The 14,117-nt window shown below is 67.3% G+C and carries 17 protein-coding genes; 11 read left to right on the forward strand and 6 right to left on the reverse strand.

The genetic code is table 11. From position 1 onward, the window contains the following. Positions 1-33: 33 nt before the first annotated feature. On the reverse strand, positions 34-846 hold the full coding sequence (locus tag ACLD7X_RS04945; RefSeq protein WP_412006891.1) for a tetratricopeptide repeat protein: 813 nt from the start codon (positions 844-846) through the stop codon (positions 34-36). Here ACLD7X_RS04945 and ACLD7X_RS04950 point away from each other — a divergent pair. From ACLD7X_RS04950 to ACLD7X_RS04985, 8 genes are all read left to right on the forward strand, one after another. After that, positions 845-1,363, forward strand: coding sequence for an NfeD family protein (locus ACLD7X_RS04950; RefSeq protein ID WP_412006892.1), 519 nt, complete (start codon positions 845-847; stop codon positions 1,361-1,363). The genes ACLD7X_RS04945 and ACLD7X_RS04950 overlap by 2 nt on opposite strands. Before the next feature lie 135 nt (positions 1,364-1,498). Then, on the forward strand, positions 1,499-2,827 hold the full coding sequence (locus ACLD7X_RS04955) for a flotillin family protein (protein ID WP_411422387.1): 1,329 nt from the start codon (positions 1,499-1,501) through the stop codon (positions 2,825-2,827). Continuing rightward, on the forward strand, positions 2,824-4,068 hold the full coding sequence (locus ACLD7X_RS04960; RefSeq protein WP_411422388.1) for a flotillin family protein: 1,245 nt from the start codon (positions 2,824-2,826) through the stop codon (positions 4,066-4,068). Before ACLD7X_RS04955 ends, ACLD7X_RS04960 begins: the two co-directional genes overlap by 4 nt. Positions 4,069-4,388: 320 nt before the next feature. Further along, entirely contained in the window at positions 4,389-4,829 is a 441-nt protein-coding gene (locus ACLD7X_RS04965; RefSeq protein ID WP_412006893.1) for a hypothetical protein, read from the forward strand. A 240-nt stretch (positions 4,830-5,069) separates the two neighbouring features. Beyond that, positions 5,070-5,663, forward strand: coding sequence for a spermidine N1-acetyltransferase (gene speG / locus ACLD7X_RS04970; protein WP_411422392.1), 594 nt, complete (start codon positions 5,070-5,072; stop codon positions 5,661-5,663). A gap of 18 nt (positions 5,664-5,681) precedes the next feature. After that, entirely contained in the window at positions 5,682-5,987 is a 306-nt protein-coding gene (locus tag ACLD7X_RS04975) for a hypothetical protein (protein WP_425625095.1), read from the forward strand. A gap of 53 nt (positions 5,988-6,040) precedes the next feature. Next, positions 6,041-6,415 (forward strand): RNA-binding protein, encoded by a 375-nt coding sequence (locus ACLD7X_RS04980; protein WP_425625096.1) that lies wholly within the window; start codon positions 6,041-6,043, stop codon positions 6,413-6,415. Between the two features lie 25 nt (positions 6,416-6,440). Further along, positions 6,441-7,163: an esterase/lipase family protein gene (locus ACLD7X_RS04985; protein WP_411422395.1), complete on the forward strand. Its 723-nt coding sequence runs from the start codon at positions 6,441-6,443 to the stop codon at positions 7,161-7,163. Here the strand turns inward: ACLD7X_RS04985 and ACLD7X_RS04990 are convergent. Beyond that, complete coding sequence (locus tag ACLD7X_RS04990) at positions 7,118-7,876, reverse strand: chitin deacetylase family protein (RefSeq protein WP_411422396.1); 759 nt, start codon at positions 7,874-7,876, stop codon at positions 7,118-7,120. The two genes, ACLD7X_RS04985 and ACLD7X_RS04990, sit on opposite strands and share 46 nt — an antisense overlap. Continuing rightward, complete coding sequence (locus tag ACLD7X_RS04995) at positions 7,849-8,136, reverse strand: CDGSH iron-sulfur domain-containing protein (RefSeq protein ID WP_411422397.1); 288 nt, start codon at positions 8,134-8,136, stop codon at positions 7,849-7,851. The genes ACLD7X_RS04990 and ACLD7X_RS04995 overlap by 28 nt, the downstream gene beginning before the upstream one ends. Positions 8,137-8,434: 298 nt before the next feature. Here ACLD7X_RS04995 and ACLD7X_RS05000 point away from each other — a divergent pair, with 298 nt between their 5' ends. Both ACLD7X_RS05000 and ACLD7X_RS05005 read left to right on the forward strand, forming a co-directional pair. Next, positions 8,435-9,529, forward strand: a complete 1,095-nt coding sequence (locus tag ACLD7X_RS05000; protein ID WP_412006894.1) for a WD40 repeat domain-containing protein — start codon at positions 8,435-8,437, stop codon at positions 9,527-9,529. A gap of 270 nt (positions 9,530-9,799) precedes the next feature. Next, entirely contained in the window at positions 9,800-10,078 is a 279-nt protein-coding gene (locus ACLD7X_RS05005) for a hypothetical protein (protein WP_411422399.1), read from the forward strand. A gap of 183 nt (positions 10,079-10,261) precedes the next feature. Here the strand turns inward: ACLD7X_RS05005 and ACLD7X_RS05010 are convergent, their stop codons facing one another. Further along, the gene (locus ACLD7X_RS05010; protein WP_411422400.1) at positions 10,262-10,507 is read right to left on the reverse strand and encodes a chlorophyll a/b-binding protein; all 246 of its coding nucleotides are present in this window, start codon (positions 10,505-10,507) and stop codon (positions 10,262-10,264) included. A gap of 170 nt (positions 10,508-10,677) precedes the next feature. Between ACLD7X_RS05010 and ACLD7X_RS05015 the strand changes: the two genes are divergently transcribed. After that, the gene (locus ACLD7X_RS05015; RefSeq protein WP_411422401.1) at positions 10,678-11,439 is read left to right on the forward strand and encodes a DUF305 domain-containing protein; all 762 of its coding nucleotides are present in this window, start codon (positions 10,678-10,680) and stop codon (positions 11,437-11,439) included. A 10-nt stretch (positions 11,440-11,449) separates the two neighbouring features. On the opposite strand, the gene ACLD7X_RS05020 is transcribed toward ACLD7X_RS05015, so the two are convergent. After that, complete coding sequence (locus ACLD7X_RS05020) at positions 11,450-11,896, reverse strand: cupredoxin domain-containing protein (RefSeq protein WP_411422402.1); 447 nt, start codon at positions 11,894-11,896, stop codon at positions 11,450-11,452. Further along, entirely contained in the window at positions 11,893-14,013 is a 2,121-nt protein-coding gene (locus ACLD7X_RS05025; protein ID WP_411422403.1) for a copper-translocating P-type ATPase, read from the reverse strand. The genes ACLD7X_RS05020 and ACLD7X_RS05025 overlap by 4 nt, the downstream gene beginning before the upstream one ends. Positions 14,014-14,117 lie beyond the last annotated feature (104 nt).

Below are 14,117 nucleotides of genomic sequence, written 5' to 3' on the forward strand. Positions count from 1 at the left end.
CAGAGATCTGATTTCATCTAGAGTATATCTGGTTCATTCAGAGCAAATCTGGCCATAAAGGCTTTCGCTGATCTTCGAGCCCAATGCGGCACCCCTCTTGAGATCTTGGCAGCCATCTTGTTTATCGCCAAGTTTTGTCTTTGCCAGCCCTCTGTTGCCCCATGCTTCTGCGTATCGGGGTTGTAGCTTGAGGCTTAGGCTGAAATCCTGGACTGCCCCCTTGTAGTCGCCAAGGTGTCTCTTGGCGTCTCCTCGATTGTAGTAAGCCATCGCAAAGCTGGGGTTTTTGGCGATGGCGTTCGAATAGTCTGTGATCGCTCCTGCCTTGTCTCCCGAGAAAAATCTTCTGACGCCGCTGTCGAAGTAGTCGGTGGCTGTCGATCGATCTTGATCATTGGGAGGGGTTGTTGGCTGGGGGTCGATGAGCTCTTTCTCTTGTATTGTCTTAATGCCGGAATCCGCGCTTTCGGCATTCACTTCTGGTTGTTGCTCCTGTGCCGTCGCGTCCTCTTTGATGGCAAGTCTGTCTCCTGCACTGATCTGCTCTGACTCTTTACTCCTGAGCAGCATCAAGCTCCAATTGAGTGATGCCAGGAAAAGCAAGATCAGCAAAATAGGGAGGAAATCGCCACGCAGCTGACTCGTCAGTCGTCGCATCTGAGCACCTGATGCTTCTCCCTTTGCACCGTAAGCCTTGAAAGGCTTTGTGTCACGGGTGTGGGGGGCGCCCTGCCGTGCCGCCGGCGGCGGCGAACGCCAGGGAGGACCGAGTCGCCGGCATCCGGACGGAGCATTGGGAAAATGGAGACCTGGGTGCTCCCCGACCCGCTCGTCGCTCACGGCCATGGTGATCACCTACCTGTTCTGCTTCCTTGCCGGGAGCCTGCTGATCGTGCTCGCGATTGCTTCAGGAGCCGACGCTGATCTCGATGGTGGTGACGGTATGGGTGGGCCCTTCAGCATCCTGCTGAGTACGCCGTTCTGGTCGTTCGGGATGGCCGGCTTCGGCCTCTGCGGACTGCTGATCAGCCTGATTGATCCTCAGCTGGCCCCGACCCTGTCGCTGCTGGTGGCCGCGAGCACGGGTCTGCTGCTGGGTTTCGCGGCCAGTCGCACCCTGCAGCTCCTGGGCGGCCGCCGTGTCAACAGCCTGGTCTCCAGCGAAGATCTCATCGGCTGCGAGGGTCGGGTGACGCTGCCGATGGATCCACGCCAGCGGGGGTTCGTGGAGGTCAGCGTGAGGGGCACCTTGATCCGCCGCCCGGCTGTGAGCACCTCCGAGCCCCTGGCCCTCAACGAACGCGTGATCGTGCTGAGCAACGAGGGGCACACCCTGACAGTCATCCGTGCAGACGATCTGTAAAGAAGTTGTCTCCTGTCAAGAAGTTCACTCGGGCCGCCCAACTGAAGAACTCTACAAAAATGAAGAAAGCCAGTACAAGCCTTCAGCGCCAAACCATGCCTGCTACACCGGCAGAGGCCGGGAGAACCAGCTCAGATGGCAACAAACGCCCTGTTCCTGCAGTCTTACCCACCACCTCTGCCCGTCAACAACCGTGACCCTCAGCTTGGCCTGATTCTCGGTGCCAGCTCTGGGATCTTCGTCGGACTGATCGCCCTGACGATCATCAGCAAATGGATGATCCGCATCTGCAGACCCCATGAAATGCTGGTGGTGACGGGCTCCAGAAGCCCTGACAGGGGCGAGGGCAGCAAGGGTTATCGGGTTGTGGCCAATGGTGGCTGGACCTTCGTCAAGCCCGTTCTGGAGACAGCTCGGCGCATGGATGTCACATTGCTGCCGGTGCTGGTTGAAGTCAGCAACGCCTACTCGAAGGGGGGCACACCGCTGAACATCCAGGCGATCGCCAACGTCAAGGTGAGCACCGACCCCGAGGTGCGCAACAACGCGATCGAGCGGTTTCTGGGCCGCGATCCCAGCGAGATCGTGCAGGTGGCCAAGGAAAACCTGGAAGGCAACCTGCGCAGCGTGCTCGCCCAGCTCACCCCCGAGCAGGTGAACGAGGACCGGCTGCGTTTTGCCGAGCAGATCGCCGACGACGTCGGCGAAGATCTCCGGCGGCTGGGCCTGCAGCTGGACACCCTCAAGATTCAGAGCGTCTCCGACGACGTCGACTACCTCAACTCGATCAGCCGCCGCCGCATTGCCCAGATCGTGCGCGATGCCGAGATCGCCGAAGCGGAGGCGATCGGCCAGGCGGAGCGCATCGAAGCGGAGATGGAGGAGGTGGCCGAGGTGATGCGCACACAGACCGCCACGGCGGTGCTGGAGAAGGGCAATGCGGTGCGCACGAAAGTGGCCCTGATGGAGAAGACGGCCCGCTCCGAAGAGGAGCGCACCCAGGCGGCCGAGCTGGAGGCCCGCGCCCGCGCGGAGCAGCAGCTGCAGAAGGTGCGGGCGGAGCTGGAACGGCTGCGCCTCAGGGCCGAGGCGGTGCTGCCGGCCCAGGCCCGCCAGAAGGCCGAGGAGCTGCGGGCCCGAGGCCGTGCCTCCGCCACGGCGGAAGACGTCAAGGCCAGCGCCCTGGTGAACGATCTGCTCACCGACGTCTGGAATGAAGCCGGCAGCACGGCCGAACTGGTGTTCCTGCTGCAGCAGATCGAGATGGTGCTGCAGCAGGCGGCCCGGCTCCCGGGTCAGCTGCATCTCAAGCGCATCACCGCCATTGACGGCAATGACGCCACCAGCCTCGCCAGTCTGGTGGCGCTCAATCACGTCGTCGTGCGTCAGTTCTTTGAGCAGGTTCACGAGATCCTCGGCATTGATCTGCTGGGGACACTCCGGTCCTCCGCCAGCAACTCATGATCTTTTTCGCCATCGGTCTTTCCGGTCTTGCCGGTCTGGGGGCTTTCTATGTGCTGCTGAGTCGGCTGTATTTCATCTGCCAGCCCAGTGAGGTTCTGATCCTTGCCGGTCTGCGCCGTCGCACCGGCAGCGGCAGCGCCGTGGGTTACCGAACGGTGCGGGGCGGCAGTGCCATCCGCATTCCCGTGCTGGAAGAGGTCATGCGCCTCGACCTCAGCAACATGATCATCGACCTCAAGGTGGACAACGCCTACTCGAAGGGCGGCATTCCCCTCAACGTGGCTGGGGTGGCCAACATCAAGATCTCTGGAGAGGAACCAGGCATTCACAACGCCATCGAGCGGTTGATCGGCAAGTCGCAGGATCAGATCCGCCACATTGCCAAGGAGACGCTCGAGGGCAATCTCCGCGGGGTGATGGCCAGCCTCACGCCAGAGCAGCTCAATGAAGACAAGGTGACCTTCGCTCGAACGCTGCTGGAGGAAGCGGAGGACGATCTGCAGCGGCTTGGGCTGGTGCTCGACACCCTCCAGATCCAGAACATCTCCGATGATGTGCGCTACCTCGACTCCATCGGTCGCAAGCAGCTGGTGGAGCTGCGACGGGATTCCCGCATCGCCGAGGCCGAGGCGGCCTCCCAATCGGCCGTGAAGCAGGCCGAAAACGAGCGCATCACCTCCCTGCGTCGACTCGACAAGGAGCTGGCCATCGCCACCGCCAACGCCCAGAAGCGGATCACGGATGCCCTCACCCGCCGCGACGCCATGGTGGCGGAAGTGGAAGCCGAGGTCGGAGCCGAACTGGCCAGGGCCGAGGCGGAGCTGCCGATGCAGGAGGAGCGGATCAAACAGGTGATCCAGCAGCTGGAGGCTGACGTGATCGCCCCGGCCGAATCGGAATGCCAGACGATGGTCGCCGAGGCCAAGGGGCAGGCCGCCACCATCGTGGAGCAGGGGCGCTCCCAGGCCGAGGGTCTGCGCGAACTGGTGCAGTCGCTGAAGCGATCCGGCGACGATGCCAAGCGTCTGTTCCTGCTGCAGAAGCTTGAACCCCTGCTCACCATGCTCAGCGGCACGGTCGGGGACATCGAGGTCGAGGAGGTGACCCTGATCGGCGAGCGTCAGGGGCAGGTGAACCTCTCGCTGGCCACCCTGCTGAAGCAGCTGCAGGACAGCACGGGCATCCGGCTGCTGCAGGGCGGCCAGCGGCCCTCCGAGCCCAGCTCCGACATGGTCCGCTGAGTGGGCCAGGAGACCGGGTCGCGGCAGGTCCCCTGGTTGATGGCTGTGTCGAGAGGAGGCAGCTGGCGCTGTTCCGCCAGGTGGGGGATCGGCTGCCATCAGCTGCTCCGCGACAGCGGTGCCGCCTACAGGTCCGAGGGCTCAGCTGCTGGCATGAACACCCTGGTGGCCAACCACACCTGAGCATCCATTCGGATCACCCGGCTTCATGATCTGAATCCTTCGTTACCTGTTGTCAGCTCGCCACCGCGGTGTTCAGCGTTCATCAAGGGATCAGCGCTATCGAGATCCACTCCCATGTGCCGGCTGGTCAACGGTGCTTGTCGTTCGTGTTGGCTTTCTTCCCCTTGCTGGCGCCATACGAGCTGGTTATCCGGCCCAACTGGAGCAGCTACTTCAATGTGTTCTTTCTGTTTGCGGCTGTCATTTCGCTGGGGGCTGTTGCCGTCAGTGCGCTGCTGTTCTGGGCTGCAATGGCAAGCCTGAATTCCATGCTCAGGTTCGACAAGGATGATGGCGTCTTCACATACTCGGCTGGCGCTCCCATTGTCCCGAGGCGCACCCTTCAATTCCGACTCAGAGAGATTGCACGTCTGTGGGTTGAGAAGCACGACTGGACCGATGGAGCGCCTAGCTACGCCCTGATGATTCAGATGTCTGATGGGCACAAGCTGCGATCGGGCTCCTCGTGGTCCAGGAGGGAAGTCGAAGACATCGTTCGACGACTCTCGACGTTTCTCGGTATGTCAGCGCCAGTCTGAGACATGGTGGCATCTCCACCACACGCTGCAGACGCACCCGCATGCGCCTCATTCTTCTGGGCAATGCTGGCGCTGCCGCCTGGATGCGTTCCTACCCGACCCGCGAAGCGGAGTGCGGCCTCAGGCTGCACCGGGCGCTGTTTGAGGCCTTCCCAGGGCGAAGCAGGGGGCTCAACCAGTCTGATCGCTACAGCATGGTGCCATGATTGTTTCCACGCTGGTTGCATCAACCTCATGGGCATGACGCTCCTGCTACGTGCTCTGGAACGGAAGGATCTTCGATTTGTTCATCGCTTGAACAACAATCGAAACATCATGTCCTACTGGTTCGAGGAGCCCTATGAATCCTTTGATGAGTTGGAGGAGCTCTACAGCAGGCATATTCACGACAATGCTGAACGGCGGTTCATCGCTGAAGACAGCCTGGAGCAGCTCATCGGGCTGGTTGAGCTGATTGAAATCGACTACATTCACCGCCGGGCTGAATTCCAGATCATCATTGATCCCGTCCATCAGGGTAAGGGCTTCGCCAGGGAGCTGATCGGCAGGGCGTTGGATTATGCCTTCAACATCATGAATCTCCATAAGGTCTATCTCGTGGTGGCCATTGAGAACCAGAAGGCGATTCATCTTTACGAAGACTGTGGCTTCGCGGAAGAGGGCTACTTCGTTCAGGAGTTCTTCAGTGGTGGCCGCTACCAGGATGTGAGGCGAATGTATATTCTGCAGGACACCTATTTGCAGCGTGTTCCCCTGCCGAATCCTTTGCAGGAGTCGGCGGACTCCGGCCCGGGGCGCTCATGCGCGGCACAGTCGCCGAGCCCGGTGAGCTGACTGGTGGCCTCGGGGCGCGTGGGTCCGACTGTCACGCTGGAGGGAAGTGGATGGTTCCCGATGAACGGTGCTTCCGGCCTTCGCCAGCTGGCGCCGCAGGCGATCCTGCTGGCTCTGCCCGTGGCCGCCGCCGCCCAGCCCCTGGCGGGGGGGCGGGCGGTGATCGGGCTCAGCTGCGAGCGCGACAGCTGGACGCTGTTCCGGCTGTCGCGGGCCGGCCAGGAGGTCTACAACTTCGGCGCCGATCCAGCCTGGAGCTACCTGCCCGCGGGCTCGATCGCCGGCACCAGGTTCTGCACCGAGCCGGTGCGGATCGCCGAATGAGGCCTCCCCCGTCACCGTCCGGGTCCCCCGGGGGTGCGAGGGTCATCCCGGCCGTGCTGCATGGCTTCGGCTGCATCCTTGTGCTGCCCTATGTGGCGCTGGCGCTGCTGTTTCTGGTCATCGGCGATCTGGCCCGCTCCAAGGGGCTGTTCGCCCTCCTCGAAACGGCCCTCCACCATCTGAACGGGTTTCTGGTCTGGGGGATCTATGGGCTGCCGCTGCTGTGGCTGGCTCTTGTGGTGATGGGCTTTGTGCCGAGTCTGCGGCGGGCAGGGGCGCTGGCTCTGGCGTTGCTGGCCCTGAGCAGTGGCCTGGTGATCGTCACCCTCTCCTCCACCCCGCTGCAGGCCGACGACCTGGTGTTCCTGCTGCCCTGCCTGGCTGTGGCCGGGATCAGTGCCTGGCGTTGGTGGATCCAGGCGCCCTGATCACCCCGTTGCTGCGTTGCGTTCCATGCCCTGCCAACCGATCCTGGTCCTCGGCGGCTTCCTGATCAGCCCCGAGGCCTATGCACCGATGCTCCAGCGGCTGGAGCAGCTGAGCGGCCAGCCGGTGCGGCTGGTGCCGGTGGGCAAGCCGGAATGGCTGCTCACGGTGTTCGCCTTCGCCTGGGCCCGCATCCTCGATCGCGTCGCCACCGCCGCCCGCGAGCTGGCCAGCCAGTCGCCCACCGGCCAGGTGACCCTGATCGGCCACAGCTCCGGCGGCATCATGCTGCGGCTGTTCCTGGATGACGCCCCCTTCCAGGGCCGCCGCTACGACGGCAAGGCCCTGGCGAGCGCGCTGGTGATGCTGGGCAGTCCCCACACGGCCCTCAAGGCCACGGTGCTGCGCCAGATGGTGCAGCGGCGCCTGCCGGGCTGCCCCTTCGCCGATCGGGTGCGCTACGTGTCGGTGGCGGGGGATCTGGACCTGGCCGAAGCCAGCCCGATGGCCCAGCGCCTGGCGCCCACGGCCTACCGCAACAGCACCGGCGATCCCCACGACCGCGGCGATGGCCTGGTGCCGGTGGCCTCGGCCCTGCTGGAGGGCTCCACCCCCCTGGTGCTGCCCGGCGTGGCCCATGGCGGTGCCTTCGGCACCAGCTGGTACGGCAGCCCCGCGGTGGTGGAGCGCTGGTGGGCGGCCCTTCAGGAGCCCGGATCGAGCAGCTCCGCCAGTGGCACGAAGCTGTAACCCCGGCGCCGCAGCGCGGGGATGATCCGCTGCAGGGCCTGGCGGGTGCGGCCGTTCAGGGCCGGGGTGTCGTGCAGCACCAGGATGCCGCCGGGGTGGGCGTTGGCGAGCACGAACCAGCGCACGAATCCCAGGGGCGGCTTCAGGGTGTCCCACGGGAAGATCGAGCCCAGCACCAGCCGGTAGCGGCGCCCCGCCAGCCACGCCAGCATGCGGTTGTGGAACCAGCCCTGGCCGGGGCGGCACCACCGCCAGGTCACCGATTCGGGGCAGGCGGCCCGCTCCACGCTCCGTTCGGTGTCGCGGAGCTGCTGCAGGAAGACGGCCTCCTCCAGGGCAGCGGAGCGCTCATCGCGCCAGAGGTGGTTGCCGAGGCTGTGGCCCTGCTGCAGCGCCCGGCGCGGGAAGGCCGGATCCCGCTCCAGATGGGAGCCGATCAGGAAGAAGGTGGCCGGCACCTGCAGCTCCTCCAGCAGCTCCAGCAGGGCCTGGGAGCCGGGGCCGCTGGGGCCGTCGTCGATGGTGAGTGCCAGCCGCTTGCGCGCTCCCGTGCCGCAGAAGATCACGCCCGGGTTGAGCGGCGCCAGCACGCCCCGGATCAGCAGCGAGGGCAGCAGCAGCCCGAACACCAGCAGATCCAGCACCACCACCAGGGCCAGGCCGGCCAGCAGCGGGGCCATGGCGCTCACGCCGGCGCCCTTCGGCCAGGCCACCAGCCACGCCACCAGCCGCGCCGGGCCTGCCGGGTGTGGCTGCCGTCGCAGAGGGGGTAGTGGTGGGAGCGGCCGCAGCCGCACAGCGTCACTGTGGTGGGCTGCTCCAACCGCAGTTCGTGGGAGATACGGCCCGTGCCGAGGTGGGCGCCATCACAGAACCAGCCGTGGCGACTGCGGCCGCAGCTGCAGAGCTGGTGAACGCCGGCCGGCAGATCGAGCCGGATCGGCCCCGCTGGCAGGGGCTGCTGCTCTTCCATCGGCGTGCGACCAGCTGGGAGTGGCGGTCACCGACCAGTCTGGGCCACTGAATTGGTGGGACTGAATCGTTGAGCGTTCGCAGAATGGCACCGAAACCTCTGCGAGAATGGGCCATCCGCATGGTCGTTGATGCGAGGCCGGCAGCAGCGCCATGGCCCTCTGTTCTCCTGCGTTTTGAACGAAGAGCGGATTCCGGCGAATCGTCCGCTCAGGCCCAGCGAAGGAGATCAGCTGCTGCGTGGCAGCGGACGGCCACGGGCTGCTTTCTCGGGGCTGCCATGGGGACTGACCGCAGCCTTGCTGGCCCTGAGCTGCTGGTTGGCGGTCGGCGAGCGGGTGCTGGCCCTTGAGCCTGTAGGCGAACCGATTCCAGCGTGCGCCAACCCCGAGCCCAGCTCCGGGCGGTTGGCCTACGACGGGTTGGGCTACCTGGCCGGTGGCGGCGGGTTCCTGTTCACCTGCGCCAACCGGCTGGGTCGGCTCGATCTGACCAACCGCCGCCTGGAGCTTTTACCCGCTGAGACGATCATCGCGGGCCGGCCCGACGGACGTCTGCTGGTGATCGGCACACCGACCTTCTCCGGAGAGGCCAGCTCCCCCCCCGATGGCGGCTACCTGTCAGCAGATGGACAGACACTGGTGATTGTCGGGGTCGATCACCTGGAGGTGCGGTCTGCCAGCGGCGCTCTGCTCGTCAGCACCAGCTATGCGAAAGGTATGGTCGGCGGCGAGGCCGATGCCTTCATGGTCCCGAGTGCCATGGCCCTGGCTCCGGATGGTCAGTCCGTTGTGATCGGATTTCCACGGGGTCTGGCGCAGCTGTGGGGAGTGGATGGAAAACTGAGGCACACCTTTCGCGGCTTTCCGATCACGTCTGCCGATGCGGCGGATCAAGGGGATGGAAACATCCGGTTCCTTGCCTATCACCCCGATGGGCAATCCTTCGTGGCGGTGAGTGGCGATGGCCGGGTGAACCACTGGCGGCTGGAGGGAACGCTGATCCGCTCCTTCCCCACCGGCCTTGTTGCGGGAACCGACGCACCTCGGGCCGATCTATCCCCCGATGGCACGCTGCTGCTGGTGGCGCCGATGGAGGGCAGGCCGGCGCTCTGGTCCCTGCAGGGAGCCCAGCTGCTGGTGCTGGCGGATCCCCAGGCCGGCGACCTGCCGCCCTCCCCGCCGGAGGCGGTGCGGTTCAGCAGCGACGGCACCACCCTGCAGGTGCAGACCCTGGACGAGATCCAGATCTGGAGCCGCCAGGGAACCCTGCTCCAGCGCCTCTCCCGGTACAACCAAGGGATCAGCCTGGCCGGGCTTTCCCCCGATGGTCACTGGCTGGTGGGGGGCAGCCATGAACCGGACGTGAAGGTGCGGCTGTGGACGCTGCCGTGAGCTCCCGCGGGCGACGGGCCCGGCCTCACCCCGAGTCCTATGTGCTGATGGACTGCATGGTGGCCTAACAGCCAGGTGGCCACAACCGGTGGCCAAACAGCCAACGTGCATGACCTCACGCCGGTAGCTCAGCTGCCGTACCAAGGGGAGCCGGCGTGCGACGGATGGTGTGTGACCCGATCGGGCCCAAACAGGGCTGAAAACGGCCAGGGAGGAGGTGACGCCAGCGCCATTCTGCGCTAGTACAGGTGTATCACCTCCGTGGTCGCCATGGTCCCCCTTGCCCTCGCCTCCATCCAGCCCTCCCGCCTCGAGCCGATCGAGGAGTGGCCCGCCCTCGGGGCCGAGCGGCTGGTCGCCAGCCGCAGCCGCTGCGTCTGTCTGACCTGCCATTTCTTCCGGCACCATCCAGGGCCTGGCGGCATTCCCCTGCTCGCCTGCCATCTCCATCAGGGCCTGATCGCCCATGGCGAGCACATCACCCGGCGCTGTGCGGGTTGGACCCAGGAGCTGCACCGCCGCAGCGGCTGGGCCCCGGAGGTGGCCTGAGCCTGATCCCGCGCCCGCGCCCGCGGCCCGGCTCAGGCCACCGGCAGCAGCGCCCGGGCGAATCCCAGGGCCAGGCCGATCTGGCGAAGGGGGAGCCCCAGCACGGTGGAGGCCAGGTCAATGACGATGGAGCGGATCACGGCGCAGGATCGGGTCAGGTCGCGGGGGGGCCGGCGGGCCGGATCAGAGGCAGAACGGCAGCAGGTTGGTGTGGCAGGCGGCATAGCCATCCACCAGGGGGCCCAGGCCGATCTGGTGGAGGATGCTGAAGCCCGTCAGCCCCTCCACCACCACGCCGATCAGCAGGCCGAGCATGGCGGCGCGGCCGTTGAACAGCTCCACCCGGCGCAGCTGCTCCACGTGGACGGCACGGGTGGATTTGGAGGGGGTGCTGGGTTGGGCCTTGAGCTGGGCGGCGCTGCTGGTCATGGCGAATCTTTACGTGATGTAACGAACCGTAACACGGCTTCTCAGGTGCCGCTCGTGTGGCGTCTGCCGCGGGCGCCTGCCATGCGAGAGGGGCTGGCGGCTGGCGGGGGCTTGACTCTCCACCTGACTGGAGCCCATAGCTTGTGCGGGCCTGCCGTTCCTGTCTGTTGATGTCCCGTTCCGCGTTCCCGGCCCTGCGGCGCTGCGGGCTCTCCGCCCTTGCCCTCACGGCCCTGCTCGCCGCTCCGGCCCTGGCTGCGGTGGACCCCCACGCGGGCCATCGGCACGGGGAGCATCGGCAGGGGGAGCAGGGCGATGGCCCCGTCCAGGCCCGGGGCGAGCAGGATCACGACCACGACCATCAGCACGACCACGCCAGCCACGACCTGGGGCCGGCCGGGGCCACCTACGACCTGCGCTTCATCGACGCGATGGTGCAGCACCACACCGGTGCCCTGCGCATGGGTGAGTTCGTCTTCGGCATCGGTGAGCCCGGCGTGGGGGCCCTGGCCAGCACGATCTGGCGTGAGCAGGCCCAGGAGATCCGGGCCATGGGGCTCTGGCGCAAGGCCTGGTATCCCCAGGCGCCGGTCCACCCGGTCAGCCTGGCTCCCGGCGGCGACCCGGACAGCCTTGATGGGCTCACCCGCATGAGCCGCTCGGAGATCGAGGCGATGCGGATGCTCGGCGATGGCCCCACCCGCGACAACCGGGTGGTGTGGTTCCTCGAGGGGATGCTGCACCACCACGGCATGGCGCTGCAGATGGCCCATGACGCCCTCGCCAAGAGCACCAACCCCACCCTCCGCCGGTTTGCGCGGGGGGTGATCGTGGCCCAGCGCGGCGAGATCATCGCCCTGCGCCGGATGCTGGCCGTCGAGGGCCTGCGCAAGCCCGCGTACCACCAGTACGACGCCCTGTTCGCCCCCTAGGCGTTCACCTCTAGGCCTCCACCTCCAGGCTGCCCCGCACCATGGCCATGCCGCAGTGGAAGGGGTAGACGCCGGGCTCCATCGGCGGCAACTCGAGGCTGGTGCGGGCGTCGAGGGGCAGATCGAGGCTGCGTTGGAAGTCGGGCACGATCACCCGGGCCACGCAGCTGCTGGGATCGCGCCGATCGAAGATCAGCCTCACCGGTCGCCCGGCCTGCAGCCGCACCCGCGAGGGGCTGTAGCCCCCATCGACGGTGATGGTCACCTCCTGCCACCCGCCTGCGCCGGTTGCCGCCGGGGCGGCCTCGCCGTGGCGGCCGAGGAACCACCACAGTTCCGCCGCGATCAGCAGCAGGCCGGCGGCGGCCACCGCCAGCCGCAAGGCCAGGGGCTGCTCGATCGTGCGCCAGAGCGGTTCGGCCCTCGTCAGGGCGGCGGCGGGCAGGCAGCAGGTCATCGGCGGGCGGCAGTGGGCAGGGGCGTGGGCCGGAAGCGGCGCAGCCGCAGGGCGTTGCTCACCACGGACACGGAACTGAACGCCATGGCGGCGCCGGCGAGCATGGGGCTGAGCAGCCAGCCGGTGAGCGGGAACAGCAGGCCGGCGGCGATCGGGATGCCGGCCACGTTGTAGGCAAAGGCGAACACCAGGTTCTGACGGATGTTGGCCATGGCGTGGCGGCTGAGCTCGATCGCCGCCGGCACCCCGGCCAGCTGGCCGGAGATCAAGGTGATGTCGCTGGCGGCGATCGCCACGTCGGTGCCGGTGCCCATGGCCAGGCCCACATCGGCCTGAGCCAGGGCGGGGGCGTCGTTGAGCCCATCGCCCACCATCGCCACCGGGCCCTCGCCGCGGGCCTGCAGGTCGCGGATCACCGCGGCCTTGTCGGCGGGGCGCACCTCGGCGATCACCCGATCCAGGCCCAGCTGGGCGCCCACCACCTCGGCGGTGCGGCGGGCATCGCCGCTGAGCAGCACCACCTGGAGCCCCAGCCGCCGCAGGGCGGCCACGGCGGCGGCGGCATCCGGTTTGAGCGGATCGGCGATGCCGAAACAGGCCTCGATCCGCCCGTCCACCGCCACGGCCGCCACGCTGCAGGCGGCGGCCTCCAGCCGGGCCACCAGGGGCTCGAGGGGCGTGACGTCGAGGCCGAGCTCGCTGAACCAGCGGGGGCTTCCCACCAGCAGCTCGTGGCTGCCGCTGCGGCCCCGGATGCCCCGGCCGGCCAGCGCCTCGAAGCCTTCCACGGCGGCCAGCGGGGGCTCGGGGAGCTGGGGGCGCAGGTAGCGCACGATCGCCTCGGCCAGCGGATGCTCCGAGCGCTCCTCCAGGGCCGCCACGGCTGCCAGCAGCTCCGGTGCCGCCAGCCGCCCGCCAGGCAGGCGCTCGAAATCGGTCACGGCCGGCTGGCCGCGGGTGAGGGTGCCGGTCTTGTCGAGCACGAGCGTGCGCAGCCCACCGGCGGTTTCGAGGGCCTCGGCGCTGCGGAAGATCAGGCCGTTCTCCGCCCCCTTGCCCGAGGCCACCATGATCGAGGTGGGCGTCGCCAGGCCGAGGGCGCAGGGGCAGGCGATCACCAGCACGCTCACCAGGAACAGCATCGCCAGCACGGCGTTGCCACTCACCAGGAACCACACCACGAAGGCGGCGATGGCCAGGGCGATCACCGCCGGCACGAACCAGCCCACCACCTGGTCGGCCAGCCGCTGCACCCGGGTGCGGGAGCTCTGGGCCTGGCGCACCAGCTCCACGATCTGAGCCAGCACCGTGTCGGCGCCCACCTGGCTGACGCGGAAGGTGAAGCTGCCGCTGCGGTTGAGCGAGGCGCCGATCACGGTGTCCCCGGGCCCCTTGGCGACCGGGGTGGGTTCGCCGCTGAGCATCGATTCCTCCACCCAGGAGCTCCCCTCCACCACCACCCCGTCGACGGGCAGCTTCTCGCCGGGGCGCACCTGCACCAGATCCCCCACCGCCACCAGCGCCACCGGGATCTCCTGGGGCACCCCGCCTCGCAGCACCCGGGCCGTGGGGGGCTGGAGCTGCAGCAGCCGCCGGATCGCCTCGGAGGTCTGGCCGCGGGCCCTGGCCTCCAGCAGCCGGCCCAGCAGCACCAGGGTGAGGATCACCGCGGCGGTTTCGTAGTAGACGTCGGCCGGCAGGCCCTCGGCCGTGAGCAGCTGCGGGGCGAGGGTGGCCACCAGGGAGGTGAGCCAGGCGATGCCGGTGCCGGCGGCCACCAGGGTGTTCATGTCGGCGCTGTGGCGGCGGAAGGCCGAGGCGGCACCGCTGAAGAACTCCTGCCCGCACCAGAACAGCACCGGCGTGGTGAGCAGCAGCTGGGTCCAGGGGCTGGTGAACCAGGGCGGCAGCAGCGGCAGGGAATGGCGCCCGAGCATGTGGGGGAGGCTGGAGAGCATCACCAGCAGCGTGAGCACCGCCGCCACGCTCAGCCGGCGGCGCAGCAGGGTGCGTTCCCGGGCGAGCTCCCGTTCCATCTCCGCGGCCGAGGCCACCAGGGCAGGCTCCGATCCGGCGCCGTGGCAGCAGGCCGGGCCGGCAGGGGACGGGACGCTCATCAGGGGGCCCTCAGCGCGGTGAGGCATGGTTCAACCTATGGGGTGGTCCAGTGGACTGGAGAGTCAAGCCCCCGTGCACAACCGGGGCGGGACCCTCCAGGGCA

Source organism: Aphanothece microscopica RSMan92 (assembly GCF_046613545.2).
Taxonomy (GTDB): Bacteria; Cyanobacteriota; Cyanobacteriia; order PCC-6307; family Cyanobiaceae; genus NIES-981.